Annotated in this window: 11 protein-coding genes; 4 read left to right on the forward strand and 7 right to left on the reverse strand. The window is 65.2% G+C overall.

From position 1 onward, the window contains the following. The first annotated feature begins 3 nt into the window (after nt 1-3). Both JG743_RS04130 and lpdA read left to right on the forward strand, forming a co-directional pair. The gene (locus JG743_RS04130) at nt 4-1320 is read left to right on the forward strand and encodes a dihydrolipoamide acetyltransferase family protein (protein ID WP_202298574.1); all 1317 of its coding nucleotides are present in this window, start codon (nt 4-6) and stop codon (nt 1318-1320) included. A gap of 255 nt (nt 1321-1575) precedes the next feature. After that, on the forward strand, nt 1576-2973 hold the full coding sequence (gene lpdA, locus JG743_RS04135) for a dihydrolipoyl dehydrogenase (protein WP_202298575.1): 1398 nt from the start codon (nt 1576-1578) through the stop codon (nt 2971-2973). A gap of 336 nt (nt 2974-3309) precedes the next feature. On the opposite strand, the gene JG743_RS04140 is transcribed toward lpdA, so the two are convergent. Further along, entirely contained in the window at nt 3310-4413 is a 1104-nt protein-coding gene (locus JG743_RS04140; RefSeq protein WP_202298576.1) for a saccharopine dehydrogenase family protein, read from the reverse strand. 172 nt (nt 4414-4585) lie between these two features. Here JG743_RS04140 and JG743_RS04145 point away from each other — a divergent pair, with 172 nt between their 5' ends. Beyond that, nucleotides 4586-5014: an Lrp/AsnC family transcriptional regulator gene (locus JG743_RS04145; protein ID WP_202298577.1), complete on the forward strand. Its 429-nt coding sequence runs from the start codon at nt 4586-4588 to the stop codon at nt 5012-5014. A 234-nt stretch (nt 5015-5248) separates the two neighbouring features. Here the strand turns inward: JG743_RS04145 and JG743_RS04150 are convergent, their stop codons facing one another. The 5 genes from JG743_RS04150 to JG743_RS04170 all read right to left on the reverse strand — a co-directional run bounded on the left by JG743_RS04150 (nt 5249) and on the right by JG743_RS04170 (nt 11634). Continuing rightward, a complete protein-coding gene (locus JG743_RS04150; RefSeq protein WP_202298578.1) occupies nt 5249-7282 on the reverse strand; it encodes an aldo/keto reductase in 2034 nt (677 codons plus the stop codon). Between the two features lie 135 nt (nt 7283-7417). Continuing rightward, complete coding sequence (locus tag JG743_RS04155) at nt 7418-8503, reverse strand: ABC transporter ATP-binding protein (protein WP_202298579.1); 1086 nt, start codon at nt 8501-8503, stop codon at nt 7418-7420. Nucleotides 8504-8516: 13 nt separating this feature from the next. Continuing rightward, nucleotides 8517-9353 carry a carbohydrate ABC transporter permease gene (locus JG743_RS04160; RefSeq protein ID WP_202298580.1) on the reverse strand — a complete coding sequence of 279 codons (837 nt, stop codon included), beginning with the start codon at nt 9351-9353 and terminating at the stop codon, nt 8517-8519. Then, complete coding sequence (locus tag JG743_RS04165; RefSeq protein WP_202298581.1) at nt 9350-10210, reverse strand: carbohydrate ABC transporter permease; 861 nt, start codon at nt 10208-10210, stop codon at nt 9350-9352. The genes JG743_RS04160 and JG743_RS04165 overlap by 4 nt, the downstream gene beginning before the upstream one ends. Before the next feature lie 152 nt (nt 10211-10362). Then, nucleotides 10363-11634, reverse strand: coding sequence for an ABC transporter substrate-binding protein (locus JG743_RS04170; protein WP_202298582.1), 1272 nt, complete (start codon nt 11632-11634; stop codon nt 10363-10365). Nucleotides 11635-11740: 106 nt separating this feature from the next. On the opposite strand from JG743_RS04170, the gene JG743_RS04175 reads away from it, so the two are divergent. Further along, nucleotides 11741-12607: a helix-turn-helix domain-containing protein gene (locus tag JG743_RS04175; RefSeq protein ID WP_202298583.1), complete on the forward strand. Its 867-nt coding sequence runs from the start codon at nt 11741-11743 to the stop codon at nt 12605-12607. 12 nt (nt 12608-12619) lie between these two features. Here JG743_RS04175 and JG743_RS04180 read toward each other — a convergent pair whose 3' ends face one another. Then, nucleotides 12620-13993 carry a HAMP domain-containing sensor histidine kinase gene (locus tag JG743_RS04180; protein WP_202298584.1) on the reverse strand — a complete coding sequence of 458 codons (1374 nt, stop codon included), beginning with the start codon at nt 13991-13993 and terminating at the stop codon, nt 12620-12622. Nucleotides 13994-13998: the final 5 nt, after the last annotated feature.

Consider the following 13998-nt stretch of genomic DNA (forward strand, 5'->3'; position numbering starts at 1 on the left):
ACCATGGGCGAGCACGTCATCAAGCTGCCGGATGTCGGTGAAGGCGTCGCCGAGGCCGAACTGGTCGAATGGCATGTGAAGGTCGGCGACCTCGTGCGCGAGGACATGGTGCTGGCCGCGGTGATGACCGACAAGGCGACCGTCGAGATTCCCTCGCCGGTCGACGGCGAGATCCTGTGGCTGGGCGCCGAGATCGGCGACACGGTGGCGATCGGCTCGCCGATCGTGCGGCTGAAGGTTGCCGGCGAAGGCAATGTGAAGCCGCAGAGCGGCCCGGCGGAAGAGGGCATCAAGGCCGAGCCTCCGACTAAGCTCGCAACGCCGAAGCCCGAGACCGCGCCGGCGAGTCCGAAAGTGGCGCCCAAGGCGAGCGAAGCAAAAGCGAAGCCGGCGTCGTCTCCGGTGAATGGCGCGGCGCGGGCTTTCGTCTCCGGCGCGCCGCGCCCGGAAGGCGAAAAGCCCCTGGCCTCGCCCGCCGTCCGGCTGCGCGCCAAGGAAGCGGGCATTGATCTGCGGCAGGTCGCGGGCTCCGGCCCGGCCGGCCGCATCAGCCATGAGGACATCAAGGCTTTCCTGGCGCGCGGACCGCAGGTCGCGAAAGTGTCCGGTCTTGCCCGCAAGGACAATGTCGAGGACATCAAGGTCATCGGGCTCAGGCGCAAGATCGCCGAGAAGATGGCGCTCGCCAAATCGCGCATCCCGCACATCACCTATGTCGAGGAGATCGATGTCACCGCGCTGGAGGAGCTGCGCGCGACGCTGAACAAAGAGAAACGGCAAGACCGGCCGAAGCTGACGCTGCTGCCGTTCCTGATGCGGGCGATGGTCAAGGCGATCGCCGACCAGCCTGGCATCAATGCGATCTTCGACGATGAGGCCGGGATCATCCACCAGCATGGCGGCGTCCACATCGGCATCGCCGCGCAGACGCCATCCGGGCTGGTGGTGCCGGTGGTCAAGCATGCCGAGGCGCGCGACCTGTGGGAATGCGGCGCCGAGGTCAACAGGCTGGCCGAGGCGGCGAAGTCGGGCACGGCGACACGCGACGAGCTGTCCGGCTCGACCATCACCATCACCTCGCTCGGCGCCATGGGCGGCGTGGCGACGACGCCGGTGATCAACTATCCGGAAGTGGCGATCGTCGGCGTCAACAAGATGATGGTGAGGCCGGTGTGGGACGGCACCCAGTTCATCCCGCGCAAGATGATGAACCTGTCGTCCAGCTTCGACCATCGCGTCATCGACGGCTGGGATGCCGCGGTCTTCGTGCAGCGGATCAAGACGCTGCTGGAGACGCCGGCGCTGATTTTCGTGGATTGATGCGATGGGGTCGATCTCGAGGCGCGAAAACGATCGCCGCAAGATGCCGGCGTCGGTATGTGGGCTCCCCCTTCTCCCCTTGTGGGAGAAGGTGTCGCCGAAGGCGACGGATGAGGGGTGCTCCAGGGAACGCCAGCGTCTCACTCCGCTGGAACACCCCTCATCCGTCTCGGCGCTATCGCGCCGATCCACCTTCTCCCACAAGGGGAGAAGGAAAAGGCGCGCCTTCGCCTCCGCCGAAAGGAAGCAGTCGACATGAAAGAGATCTCCTGCAAGCTGCTCGTTATCGGCGCCGGGCCCGGCGGCTATGTCTGCGCGATCCGCGCCGGCCAGCTTGGCGTCGACACGGTGATCGTCGAGGCCGGCAAGCCGGGCGGCACCTGCCTCAATGTCGGCTGCATTCCGTCCAAGGCGCTGATCCATGCGGCGGAGGAATTCGAGAAGGTGGCGCATATGGCCGGCGGCAAGAGCCCGCTCGGCATTGCGGTCGCGGCACCGACGCTCGATCTGGCGCGCACGGTGACCTGGAAGGACGGAATCGTTAGTCGGCTGAACAGTGGCGTCGCCGGATTGCTGAAGAAGGCCAGGGTCAAGACCGTGCAGGGCTGGGCGACGTTCCGAGACGGCAAGACCGTCGACGTTGAGACCGAGACCGGGACGCAGGTGATCCGCGCCGAGACGGTGGTGATCGCGACCGGCTCGGCGCCGGTTGAACTGCCCTTCCTGCGGTTCGGCGGCCCGGTGATCTCGTCCACCGAGGCGCTGGCGCTCGGCGACGTGCCGAAGAAGTTCGCGGTCGTCGGTGGCGGCTATATCGGGCTGGAGCTCGGCATGGCCTTCGCGAAAATGGGCGCCAAGGTTACAGTCGTTGAGGCGCTGCCGCGTGTGCTGGCGCAATACGATGCCGAGCTGACCCGGCCGGTGGTGAAGCGGCTCGGCGAGCTCGGCGTCGAGGTGATGACGGGCGCCAAGGCCAGGGGGCTGTCGACCAAAGGCGATGCGCTGCTGGTCGAGACATCGGACGGCAAGAGTGCCAAGGTCGCCGCCGACAGGATCCTGGTCACCGTCGGCCGCAAGCCGATGACCGAGGGCTGGGGGCTTGAGCAGATCGACCTCGACATGGCGGGAAAATTCATCCGCATCGACGAGCAGTGCCGCACCTCGATGCGTGGCATCTTCGCCATTGGCGACGTCACCGGCGAGCCGATGTTGGCGCATCGGGCGATGGCGCAGGGCGAGATGGTGGCCGAGATCGTCGCCGGCCACAAAAGAAGCTGGGACAAGCGCGCAATTCCCGCCATCTGCTTCACCGATCCGGAGCTTGTCACAGCCGGTCTGTCACCGGACGAGGCGAAGGGTCTCGCCGGCGAGATCAAGATCGGGTTGTTCCCGTTCGCCGCCAACGGCCGCGCCATGACCAAGCAAGGCGAGGATGGCTTCGTTCGGGTTGTGGCTCGCGCCGACAATCATCTGGTGCTGGGCATCCAGGCGGTCGGGCAGGGCGTGTCGGAACTGTCGGCCGCGTTCGGCCTGGCGCTGGAAATGGGGGCGCGGCTGGAGGATATCGCCGGCACCATCCACGCCCATCCGACGCAGGGCGAAGGTTTCCAGGAAGCGGCGCTCAAGGCGCTGGGGCACGCGCTGCATATTTAGAGCACCCTGCCCCTTGTGGGACGCAAGGGGAGAGGAACAGTGCGAACCACCAGGCTCCTCCTTTCCACTCCCTCCGGAGGGGGAGAGGTGGCGCTGCGAAGCAGCGACGGAGTGGGGGAAGCCGGTCCTCAAATGCGGCGGCGCTGACAACTCTCTGGGCCTCAATCAAGGCGAGATATCGCCCGGCTTGAATAGCAACGCCGGCGCAGGTCGACCCCCACTCCGTCGAGCTTCGCTCGACACCTCTCCCCCGATCGACGGGGGAGAGGAGAGGCGCGAACCTATTCCGGCCGGCTCCCATCCTTCTCCCACAAGGGGGAAGGATGAGGGTACAGCTCAACCCGCCAGCCGGCTTTCCATCTCGTGCTGCGCGTAGGCGCGGCCGAAGCGGTTGGCGAGGAAGGTGTCGAGCGCGATGTCCTCCTGCCTGACAAAGCCCCTGGCCGGCCGGCTGCCGTCGGCCAGCATGTCGAGCACGGCGCAGATGCCGGAGGCGGTGGTGATCTGGATGGCGCTGCGCACCAAAGTGCCGACACGCTTCGAATAGATCTTGTTGGCGTAGGTTTCCTGCAGCAGGCGGCCGTTCTTGCGGCCAGAGACGGTGACGAAGACGATGACCACGTCCTGCAGCGTCGCCGGCAGGGCGCTCTCGAAAATGTCCTTCAGCACATCGCGGCGGTGGCGCAGGCCGAGATCGTTGAGCAGCGCCTTCATGATCGCGGCGTGGCCGGGATAGCGAATGGTGCGGTAGTTAAGCGTGCGCACCTTGCCTTTCAGTGTCTCGGCCAAAGTGCCCAGCCCGCCCGAGGTGTTGAAGGCCTCGTAGGTGACGCCGTCGAGCGAGAACTCCTCGCGCTCCTCCAGCGGCGGCACCTCGATCAGTTCGCCCTCGACGATCGCCTCGCAGGGCTCGCAATATTCGTTGATGACGCCGTCGGTGCTCCAGGTCAGGTTGTAGTTCAGCGCGTTGGACGGGTACTGCGGCAGCGCGCCGACGCGCATGCGCACGCTTTCCAGCGTGTCGAAACGGCTGGCGAGGTCGTTGGCGACGATCGAGATGAAGCCCGGCGCCAGCCCGCATTGCGGGATGAAAGCGCTCCTGGCGTCCCGCGCCAGCTCCTTGACCCGGCGGGTGCTGACGACATCCTCGGTGAGGTCGAGATAGTGCACGCCGGTGGCGGCGGCCGCCTCGGCGATGCGCGTGGTGAGATGGAAGGGGGCGGCGCTCAGCACGGAGAACTTGCCGGCGAGTGCGGCTTCAAGCACGCCCGGCGCGGCGATGTCGAGCTCCATGGTCTCGACGCCGGCGGGGAGTTCAGCCGCGGCAAGCTGCGCCGCAGCGCGGTCGACGAGGGTAACGTGATAGTCGCCCGTGGATGCGAGCATCTCGGCGATGGTCGAGCCGATCTTGCCGGCGCCGACGACAACAATGTTCTTCATGATCAATACCCCTGCCAATTCGAGTTGCGCAATTCCGGACGGCCTCTTCACACTTTTCCTGGAATTGCTCGAGTGTTGATGGGAATCATCGCAGCTTGCCTGTCGAAAGGAAGCGTGGAATTGTACGAAACGAAACCGTCTTCTGAACGATACGCCGAAAGGTTTCGTCGAAATGATCAGTGACGCCGAACAAGCCCTGCTTTCGCTGCTGCGCGCCAACGCGCGCGCCTCGACCGCCGAGCTCGCGAGGCAACTTGGCGTGTCGCGCACCACGGTGCAGAGCCGGATCGAGCGACTGGAACAGCGCGGCATCATTGCCGGCTATGGCGTGAGGCTGTCGCCGGACTATGAGCAGGGGCTGGTGAGGGCGCATGTGCTGCTCACCGTCACGCCGAAGCTCGCCGACAAGGTGGTGCGCGCCTTACAGGCGCTGCCGCCGGTCAGGACGCTGCATTCGGTGAGCGGCAATTTCGACATGATCGTCATCGTCGACGCGCCGTCGATCCGCGATCTCGACACGCTGCTCGACCAGATCGGGGCGATGGAGGGGGTCGAGCGAACGTCGTCGTCGATTATCTTGTCGACACGGATCGATCGGTGAAGCTGCCGATCTCCCCCCTTGCGGGGGAGATGGCCGGCAGGCCGGAGGGGGGTGTGAAGGAATGCTACCCTTGGCTTTTTTCGTACACCGCCGCAGCTTGTGGTTAGTCAGGAGAGGTCGGCGGGCCAGCCCCCCCTCTGCCTTGCCAGGCATCTCCCCCGCAAGGGGGGAGATCGGACGTCGCGTCGGCTTTCGCCAATCGCCGGAGTCGCGTTCTGAGCGAACCAGTTACACCTAAGCCCGCCGCCGCTCCGGCCCATTGTCCAGCCAGGCGACATCCTCCGCCGTCAGCGCGATACCCAGCGCCTTGAGGCTGTCCTCCAGCTCGTCCAGCGTGCGTGGGCCGATCAGCGGGACCGACGGGAAGGGCTGCGCCAGCACATAGGCGAGCGCGACATGGATCGGGCTTTTGCCAAGACGGTTGGCGAGCTCGATGGCGCGGTCGCGGCGGCCGAAATTCTTTTCGGAATACCAGACCCGCACCAATTCCTCGTTGTCGGTCCGGTCGCGGCCGGCGCGATCGGTGAAGAAGCCGCGGCCCTGGCTCGACCAGGCGAAATTCGGCATCTGCCTCGCCGTCAGCCAGGCCTTCCAGTCGTCGGTGGACGAGGTGACGCAGCCGGCCCAGATCGGTTCCAGCATCTCGGCCAGCGAGAAGTTGTTGGAAAGCGCGCCGGGCTTCTGCTTGCCGGTGCGCTCGGCATAGGCGATCGCCTCGTCCATGCGCTCCATGGTCCAGTTCGAGCCGCCGAACGGGCCGCGGATGCGGCCGGCCTTGACCTCTGCGTCCATGGCGTCGACGAACTCGCCGACCGGCACGTCCGGATTGTCGCGGTGCATGAAGTAGATGTCGACATGGTCGGTCTGCAGCCGGTCGAGCGACTGGGCGAGCTGCTTGCCGATCACGTCGGGATAGCAGAGCGGCGAATGCGCCCCCTTGCCGATCACCACCGACTGCTCGCGCACGCCGCGGTTCCTCAGCCATTGCCCAAGCAGGGTCTCGGTATAGCCGGCGCCGTAGATATAGCCGGTGTCGAACAGATTGCCGCCGGCCTCGAAGAAGGCGTCGAGCAGGATCGAGCCCGAAGAGAAAGTCCGGAAATCCTCGAAGCCGAGCGCCAGTACGGACACCGGCTTCGGCAGGCCGGGGATGGCGCGCTTGCCGATGGCCCTGCCGTCTGTGCGCAGCGGCCGGCCGGCGATGGTGTTGAGGCGCTTAGCCGGCTTCTCGATCTCGTATTCGAGCCCGACCGCGGTGCGCCATCTGTCGAGAACGCGCAGCGTGCCGAGGCTGTCGGCCCAGGACATGCCCGGCCAGGCGAATTCCGGGCGGCCGGCGAGGATCGCCTCGCCGGCGCCGTCGACCTCGAAGGAATAGACGTGGCGCGTCTCGTTGACGCTGATGGTCTCGCGTGCGCCGCCGGACCGGATCAGGTCGATCCGGCCCGGCCCGACGTCGCGGTTGCCACCGGCGAACCAGAAGTCCGGCACCTCGATGTGACCCTTGGTGCCGAAAATGCGCAGCACATTGTCCTGGTTGAGCGAAATGCTGCAGGAGAGCTCGGCGACGATGCCGCCGGCAAAATGCAGCAGCGCCGAGGCCCACTCGTCGACGCCGGACTGGCCGAGGTGGGCGGCGCCCACCACCTTGTCGGGCTCGGCGAAGGGTAGCCCAGTCGCCGCGCCGGCGATCAGCCGCGCCATCGACACCGGATAGCCGCCGACATCGAGGATGCCGCCACCGGCGAGATCGTTGGCATAGAGCCGGTGCTCGGGCATGAAGCCCGGCATGGCGAAGCCGAAGCTCGACTTGATCATGCGGACGTCGCCGATGACGCCCGATTTGATCAATTCCACCAGCTTCAGCGTCTGCGGGTGCAGGCGGTACATGAAGGCTTCGCCGAGGAAGGTGCCGGCCTTGCGCGCGGCATGGATCATCGCGTCGGCCTCGAAGGCGGTCAGCGCCAGCGGCTTTTCGCACAGCGCGTGCTTGCCGGCCTCCGCCGCCCTGATCGCCCATTCGGCATGGCCGGGATGCGGGATCGAAATATAGACGGCGTCGACGCCATCGTCGGCGAGCAGCGCCTCATAGCCGTCGAGGATGCGCGCGCCGGGGAAGGTCTCGGCGAGGCCCGCCTTGCCGGGGTTGCGGGCGCCGAGCGCCACCACTTCGCCGGTGCGCGACTGCGCCACGCCGCCGGCAAAGGATTTGGCGATGCTGCCGGGCCCGAGAATGCCCCAGCGGATCTTTTTCGGTGTGGATGTCATATGAAATCTCCATGGATCGCCGCCACGCCTGGCATGCCGGCTAGAAAAGCTGGGCTGCTTTGTTCGAGCATGATCTTTTCCGAAAACCGGTTCCCACTTTTTGCGTTCGCTGACCTTCGGTTCGGGATCATGCCCCTAGCGAATCCGCGCACCCGTGGTGTCGAACAGGAGCGACTTGCCGGCCTTGATCGACACCGTCAGATGGTCGCCGCTCGCCCGCTGCCTGGATGCCTCGCGCTCGATGATCAGTTCCTCGTCCCCGGCATCGGCGTAGACATAGCTCACCGATCCGAGATGCTCGGCGACGTCGGCCTTGACGGCGATGTCGCAATCGCCCTGCCCGGCGTCGAAGAACTGCTCTGGCCTGACGCCGAGCACGACCTCGGCGCCGACAGCGGGCGGCGTGGTCTGCAGCGGCTTGCTCAGCCGCGCGCCGGCATGGTTGACGAGCTCGATCGTTGCCGCGCCATTCCCGACCGCGACCACCTTCGCCGGCAAAAAATTCATCTTCGGCGAGCCGATGAAGCCGGCGACGAAGCGGTTGGCGGGATCGTCATAAAGGTCGAGCGGCGCGCCGATCTGCTCGACCTTGCCGGCCTTGAGCACGACGATCCGGTCGGCCAGCGTCATCGCCTCGGTCTGGTCGTGCGTCACATAGATCATCGTGACGCCGAGCTCCTTGTGCAGCCTGGAGATTTCAACCCGCATCTGCACACGCAGTTCGGCGTCGAGATTGGACAGCGGCTCGTCGAACAGGAAAACCTGCGGCTCGCGCACGATGGCGCGGCCGATGGCGACGCGCTGGCGCTGGCCGCCGGAGAGTTGCTTCGGCCGCCGCTGCATCAGCTCGTCGATGCAGAGGATCTCGGCGGCGCGCTTCACCCGCCGCTCGGTGTCGGCCTTGGGGTTGCCGTTCATCCGCAGCCCGAAGCTCAGATTCTGCTCGACCGTCATGTGCGGATAGAGCGCGTAGGACTGGAAGACCATGGCGATGCCGCGCTCGGCCGCCTCGACGTCGTTCATCACCTTGCCGCCGATGGCGATCTCGCCGCCGCTGATGTCCTCCAGCCCGGCGATCATCCGCAGCAGCGTGGACTTGCCGCAGCCCGACGGGCCGACGAAGACGACGAATTCGCCATCGGCGATATCGATGTTGGCGCCATGGACGACTTCGAAGCCGCCGAAGCGCTTGACGACATTGTTGAGCGTGACCGCGGCCATCCCGTTCCCTACCTTACTTGACCGCGCCGGCGGCGATGCCGGCGATGAAATGACGCTGCAGGAGCACGAAGACGACGAGCATCGGAACGGTCAGCATGACAGCGCCGGCCATGATGCCGCCCCACGACACTTTGGTCAGGCCGATCAGCGTGCCGAGCGCCACCGGCGCGGTCATCGAACCGGGCTGGCTGTTGATCAGCAGCGGCCAGAGATAATTGTTCCACGAGGCGAGGAAGAGGATGATGGCGAGCGCCGCCAGCATCGGCCGTGCCAAGGGCAGGGCGACGAACAGGAAGATGCGCCATTCCTTGACGCCCTCGACCCGGGCGGCGTCGAACAGATCGGCCGGCATCATCGAGAAGGCCTGCCGCATGAAGAGCACGCCGAGCGAATTGAACAGCGGCGGCACGATCAGCGCGATCCAGGTGTTGGCGAGCTGGAAGTCGCGCGCGACCATGATGAATTGCGGGATCAGCACCACCGAATAGGGCAGCGTGATGGTGCCGAGGATGATCGCCACCACCCCGCCCTTGCCGACAAACTGGTAGCGCGCCAGCGCCCAGCCGGCCATCGAGGTGAGCAGCACCGACAGGAAGGTGTAGGTCACCGCCACCGAGACGGAGATGCCGATGGCGCCGACGAAATTGGTGTCGCGCTGCAGATTGTTGACGTTTTCGATGAAATTGTCGTGCGGCAGAAGTTCGATGCCGGGGCTGAAGATGCCGTTGTCGGGCATGGTCGAGAACACCACCATCATCCACAGCGGAAACAGCCAGATCACCGCCAGCGGCGTCAGGAAGAGATGCAGCGCTATGGCGCGGCCGAGCCGGCTTTGCGAACGCGAGGTCATTTCGGGTCCCTCGTCAGCCAGAGCTGCACCAGCGTGATGGCGATGGCGAGGCCCGCCATGGTGTAGGCGACGGCCGAGGCGTAGCCGAAATTGAGCGAACGGAAGCCCTGGCGGTAGAGCAGCAGGCCGAGCGTCTCGGTGCCGCCGCCCGGGCCGCCGCGCTCGGTGATCAGGAACGGCTCGGTGAACAGCTGCATGGTGCCGATGATCGACAGCACGGCGCAAAAGACGATGATCGGCTTCAACAGCGGCAGGGTGATGTAGAAGAACTGCTTGACCTTGCTGACGCGGTCGAGGGTCGCCGCCTCATAGACATCGTCGGGGATCGACTGCAGGCCGGCGAGCAGGATGATGGCGTTGTAGCCGGCCCAGCGCCAGGTCACCGCGATCATGATCAGCGCCATTGCCGGGGTGACGTTGGAGAACCAGTCGACGCTGGGCAGGCCGACGCTGTTCAAGAGCTTGTTGATGATGCCGAAGTTGAGGTTGAACATCAGCCGGAACACCGCCGAATAGGCGACTTCGCCGACCACCACCGGGGCGAAGAAGGCAAAGCGGTAGAGGCCGCGCGCCTTGAGCAGCGGCGAGTTCAACAGCACCGCCATGACGATCGCCAGCGAGATCATCACCGGCACCTGGATGACCAGGATGAGCAGCGTGTTCTTGAGCGCGTTGTAGAAGGCGGGGTCGCCGATCAGCCGGCCCCAGTTGAAGGTCGGCGCAAAGCGCCACGGCACGGTGCGCGTCGCCTGGAAGGAGATCAGGAACGAACTGATGATCGGCCAGACCCAGAAGATGGAAAAGATCAGCAGATAGGGCGTGAGGAAACGGTAGGCCGTGGCGTTCTGATGGCGCATCGTTTCCTCCTTCTTTCCCCAGAGTTTCTTGTTCTTATAGAGCTCGCCGCAGCGGCGGTCAGGCAGCCCTGATCAGCAGGCAATGCTCGGGACTGTCCTGACCCGAGACGATACCCCGGGCGGTCGCGCCGCCCGGGGTAGAGCGTTCTCGACTATGACTTGACCGGCAGGCCTGTCGCCGCGGCGATCTGGTTGGCGGCATCGTCGAGCGCCGCCTTGGCGTCCGGATAGCCGCCGGCCAGGTATTTGGTCTGCACGGCGCGCATGATGATCTCGGCGTCGCTCTGGAACTGCGTGCCGCGGCTCGGCACGACCTTGGGCAGCGTGGCGAGAATGTCCTTCCACACCGCCTGGCCGCCCCAATAGGGCAACCCTTGCGCGACGTAGGGGTCGTCGAGCGCCGAGATCAGCGACGGAACCAGGCCGAAATCCTTCAGCATGGTGATCTGGCCCTCATTGGTCTCCAGGGTGTATTTCAAATAGGCGTAGGCCGCCTCCTTGTTCTTGCTGGCCGCGGTGATGGCGAGCGAGGAGCCGCCGAGATTGGCGGCGCGCGGGCCGTCGGCGGTCAGGCTCGGCATCGGATAGACGCCCCATTTGCCGTTCTCGCCGGCCGATTCGGTGCGGATGGTGCCTTCATACCAGCCGCCATAGACCTGGGTTGCGACCGCGCCGGCGGTGTTGTTGGTGATCTTGGTGCCCCAGTCGGCCGAGGCCATGATGCCGGCGTCCTTCATCTCCTTGATCTTGGTCAGCGTATCGACGCATTTCGGCTGGTTGACCGTGATCGTCTGGCCGTCCTCGGCGAAATAGCCGCAACCCTGCTCGTTGGAGATCATGCGGAAGAATTCGGTGTCGCCGTTGAAATCGGCGTTGGTCATGGTGACGCCGGGATTGGCGGCCTGGATCTTCTTGCCCGCGGCGATGAAATCGTCCCAGGTCTTGATCGAGGCGGGATCGACACCGGCCTTCTCGTAGAAGTCGCGGCGGTAGAAGGCGGCGACCGGGCCGGAATCCCACGGCATGGCATAGGCCTTGTCGCCGACCTCGAGCTCGGTGCGCTTGAAATCGGGGAATTTCTTCTGGTCCTCGGCGGTGTAGCCCAAGGTATGCAGGTCGACGAAGCAGTCGGGGAACTGGCTCCAGTAGTTCTCGGCCTCGCCATTCTCGATCGAGACGATGTCAGGCAGGCCGACGCCGCCGGCGGCGCAGCCGGCGATCGACTTGTCATAGGTCGGCTGGTTGCCGAGATCCTCGACGGTCACCTTGATGTCGGGGTATTTCTTGTTGAAGCCGGCGACGGTGGCCTTCAGCGACGAAGCCGCGATGTTCCAGCTCCAGATCGTGATTTCGCCGGATTGCGCGAGGGCCGGGCCGGAGCCCAAGGCAAGCGCGAGCGCGGCGCAGGTCAGTGTGGTGCGCATTGAACTCCTCCCATTTCATTTGCTCTCTAACTGTGAGCGTGCCTAAATTAGGCGAGGCGGAAGGCTTGTCCCCGACAAAGGGAAAAGAAAATTGGCGGAAAGTAAGATGCCGGAAAGGCCGTTCTACCAGCCTGGCGCCAGCAGCGTGGAAGGCATGCCGCTGATGCTGCAGATGTTCCACACACAGCCGCTGGTTATGCTCAAACCGCATTGGCACGCCCAGGTGGAGGTGAATTTCATCGTCCGCGGCAGCGTGCATTATTTGATGAACGACCACGAGATCTCGCTCTCCGCCGGTGAGATGTGCCTGTTCTGGGGCGGCCTGCCGCACCAGATGGACGATCTTTCCGACGATGCCGTTTATGCCGGGGCGCATCTGCCGCTGGTGCATTTCTTCCGGCTGCATCTGCCTACCGATGTCCGGCACCGGCTGATGACGGGCGCGACTTTGGTGACGTCGGCCACCGACCAGGCCGACAACCACAATTTCGAGCGCTGGAACAGCTATGCCCGCTCGGGCGACGCGGCCAAGGCCGAGCATGCGGTGAACGAGCTGCTGCTTCGGCTGGAGCGGGTGCGGTTCGAACCCTACCGGCTTGTTTCGGGGGCTAGCGCCGGTCAGGCGGCGGGCAGCCCCTTCGACCAGCAGTCCTCGCGCAATGTCGGGCGCATGTGCGACTTCATCGCCGAGAATTTCCTCTATGAGATCGACTGCGTCGACATTGCGGCGGTCGTCGACATCCACCCGAAATACGCCATGAGCATCTTCAAGAAATCGACCGGCATGACGCTCAACGAGTATGTCAACCTGTTGCGGCTGAGCTACGCGCAGGCGCTGCTGATGCACGAGGACGCCAATGTGCTGCGCGTCGCCATGGATTCGGGCTTCGGTTCGCTCAGCGCCTTCAACAAGTCGTTCCGCAAGCTCGCCGGCATGTCGCCTTCCGATTTCCGCCGGGCCGGCGTCAGATAAAAGACGTCCGCTTCAAGCGGGCTTCATCGCCGGGAAACCGACAACCACGCCGAGACCCGGCTTTCGGTCCTCCAGCACGATCGTCGCTCCATGCAGGTCGGCGATGGCCCGCACCAGGCTCAGGCCGAGGCCGCTGCCGGGCGTGGTGCGGCTCGAGTCCAGCCGGTAGAGGCGCTGGAACACTTTTTCGCGTTCCTCGGCCGGGATGCCGGGACCGTTGTCGGCGATCTGCGCAAGGATGCGATCGTCCTGCCTCGCCACCGACAGTTCGATCGCCGTGCCCCTGGGGCAGTGCCGCAGGGCGTTTTCCACCAGATTGGCGAACATCTGCATCAGCAGGTCGCGATCGCCATGGACCGTGCTTGCCGTGCCGGGCGGGACTTTCGCCGACAGCGACTTGCCGTCGTCCTCGGCGACATCGGCATAGATCTCGGCCAGGGTCTCGATGACGCTGCCGACGTCCAGGTCGACGAAGCGCGCCTTGCGGGCGCCCGCCTCGATCTGGGCGATGCGCAGCAGCGCGTCGAAGGTCTCGTTGATCTTCAGGCTCTCGGCGCGTGCCTCGGCGAGATCGCCGGAAACCTCCTGGCCTGACGTCGTCCTGTCGGCGGCGGCCTCCAAGATCATCTGCAGGCGGTTGAGCGGCGTCTTCAGGTCGTGGGCAATGTTGGCGCTGACCTCCCGCATGCCGGCGACCAATGCCGACAGGCGGTCGAGGGCAGCGTTGACCTGGGCGGAAACGGCATCGATGTCGTCGCCATTGCCGATCAGGGGAATGCGGGCGTCGAGCCGGCCGTGCGAGACGTCGACCATGGTGCTGGCGATGCCGTCGAGGCGGCGCTGGACGCGCGAGGCAAGCACGGCGCCGCCGGCAACCGCGAGTCCGGTGATGATGAGCGTCGCCCAGCCGAAGCTCATCAGCACGATCTCTTCCAGCTCCTGGGTCGCGGAAAGGCTGAAGGCGACGCTCAGGTTGTTCGCTCCAACCTCTCCCGAGTAGGCGCGGTACATGGTGTCGGGGGGCACGCCCGGCAATCTCGCGGCAAACATCGAAAAGCCATCCGGAAGATCCGACGCGGTGAAGTTGCCCGCCAGATGTGTGCCGTCGGGGCCGGTCAGCGAAAACAGCTGCTCCTTGTCGGCGCTGAGCTGGGCATGGTCGTTGACCGTGGCGACGAGGTCTTCCTGATCGTTTTCCGCATAGGTCACCGCCACGACCGAATAGGTTTCCTCGATGGATTCATCGAGACGCCTTGCGAGGTCGGCGCTCATCAGCTGGTAGACGATTGCGCCGGACAGGATGAAGGCCAGCACGAACAGGAAGGCGAAGGTCAGCGCCAGCCGGAACGGGGTGCTGCGCAGCAGGCTGGGCGGCGCCGTGCTCATGCTCT

It is taken from the genome of Mesorhizobium sp. 131-2-1, assembly GCF_016756535.1.
Taxonomy (GTDB): domain Bacteria; phylum Pseudomonadota; class Alphaproteobacteria; order Rhizobiales; family Rhizobiaceae; genus Mesorhizobium.

Coding starts and splice junctions, on each gene's coding strand:
- JG743_RS04130 (WP_202298574.1), top strand. CDS start 4: ATGGGCGAGCACGTCATCAAGCTGCCGGATGTCGGTGAAGGCGTCGCC.
- lpdA (WP_202298575.1), top strand. CDS start 1,576: ATGAAAGAGATCTCCTGCAAGCTGCTCGTTATCGGCGCCGGGCCCGGC.
- JG743_RS04140 (WP_202298576.1), bottom strand. CDS start 4,413: ATGAAGAACATTGTTGTCGTCGGCGCCGGCAAGATCGGCTCGACCATC.
- JG743_RS04145 (WP_202298577.1), top strand. CDS start 4,586: ATGATCAGTGACGCCGAACAAGCCCTGCTTTCGCTGCTGCGCGCCAAC.
- JG743_RS04150 (WP_202298578.1), bottom strand. CDS start 7,282: ATGACATCCACACCGAAAAAGATCCGCTGGGGCATTCTCGGGCCCGGC.
- JG743_RS04155 (WP_202298579.1), bottom strand. CDS start 8,503: ATGGCCGCGGTCACGCTCAACAATGTCGTCAAGCGCTTCGGCGGCTTC.
- JG743_RS04160 (WP_202298580.1), bottom strand. CDS start 9,353: ATGACCTCGCGTTCGCAAAGCCGGCTCGGCCGCGCCATAGCGCTGCAT.
- JG743_RS04165 (WP_202298581.1), bottom strand. CDS start 10,210: ATGCGCCATCAGAACGCCACGGCCTACCGTTTCCTCACGCCCTATCTG.
- JG743_RS04170 (WP_202298582.1), bottom strand. CDS start 11,634: ATGCGCACCACACTGACCTGCGCCGCGCTCGCGCTTGCCTTGGGCTCC.
- JG743_RS04175 (WP_202298583.1), top strand. CDS start 11,741: ATGCCGGAAAGGCCGTTCTACCAGCCTGGCGCCAGCAGCGTGGAAGGC.
- JG743_RS04180 (WP_202298584.1), bottom strand. CDS start 13,993: ATGAGCACGGCGCCGCCCAGCCTGCTGCGCAGCACCCCGTTCCGGCTG.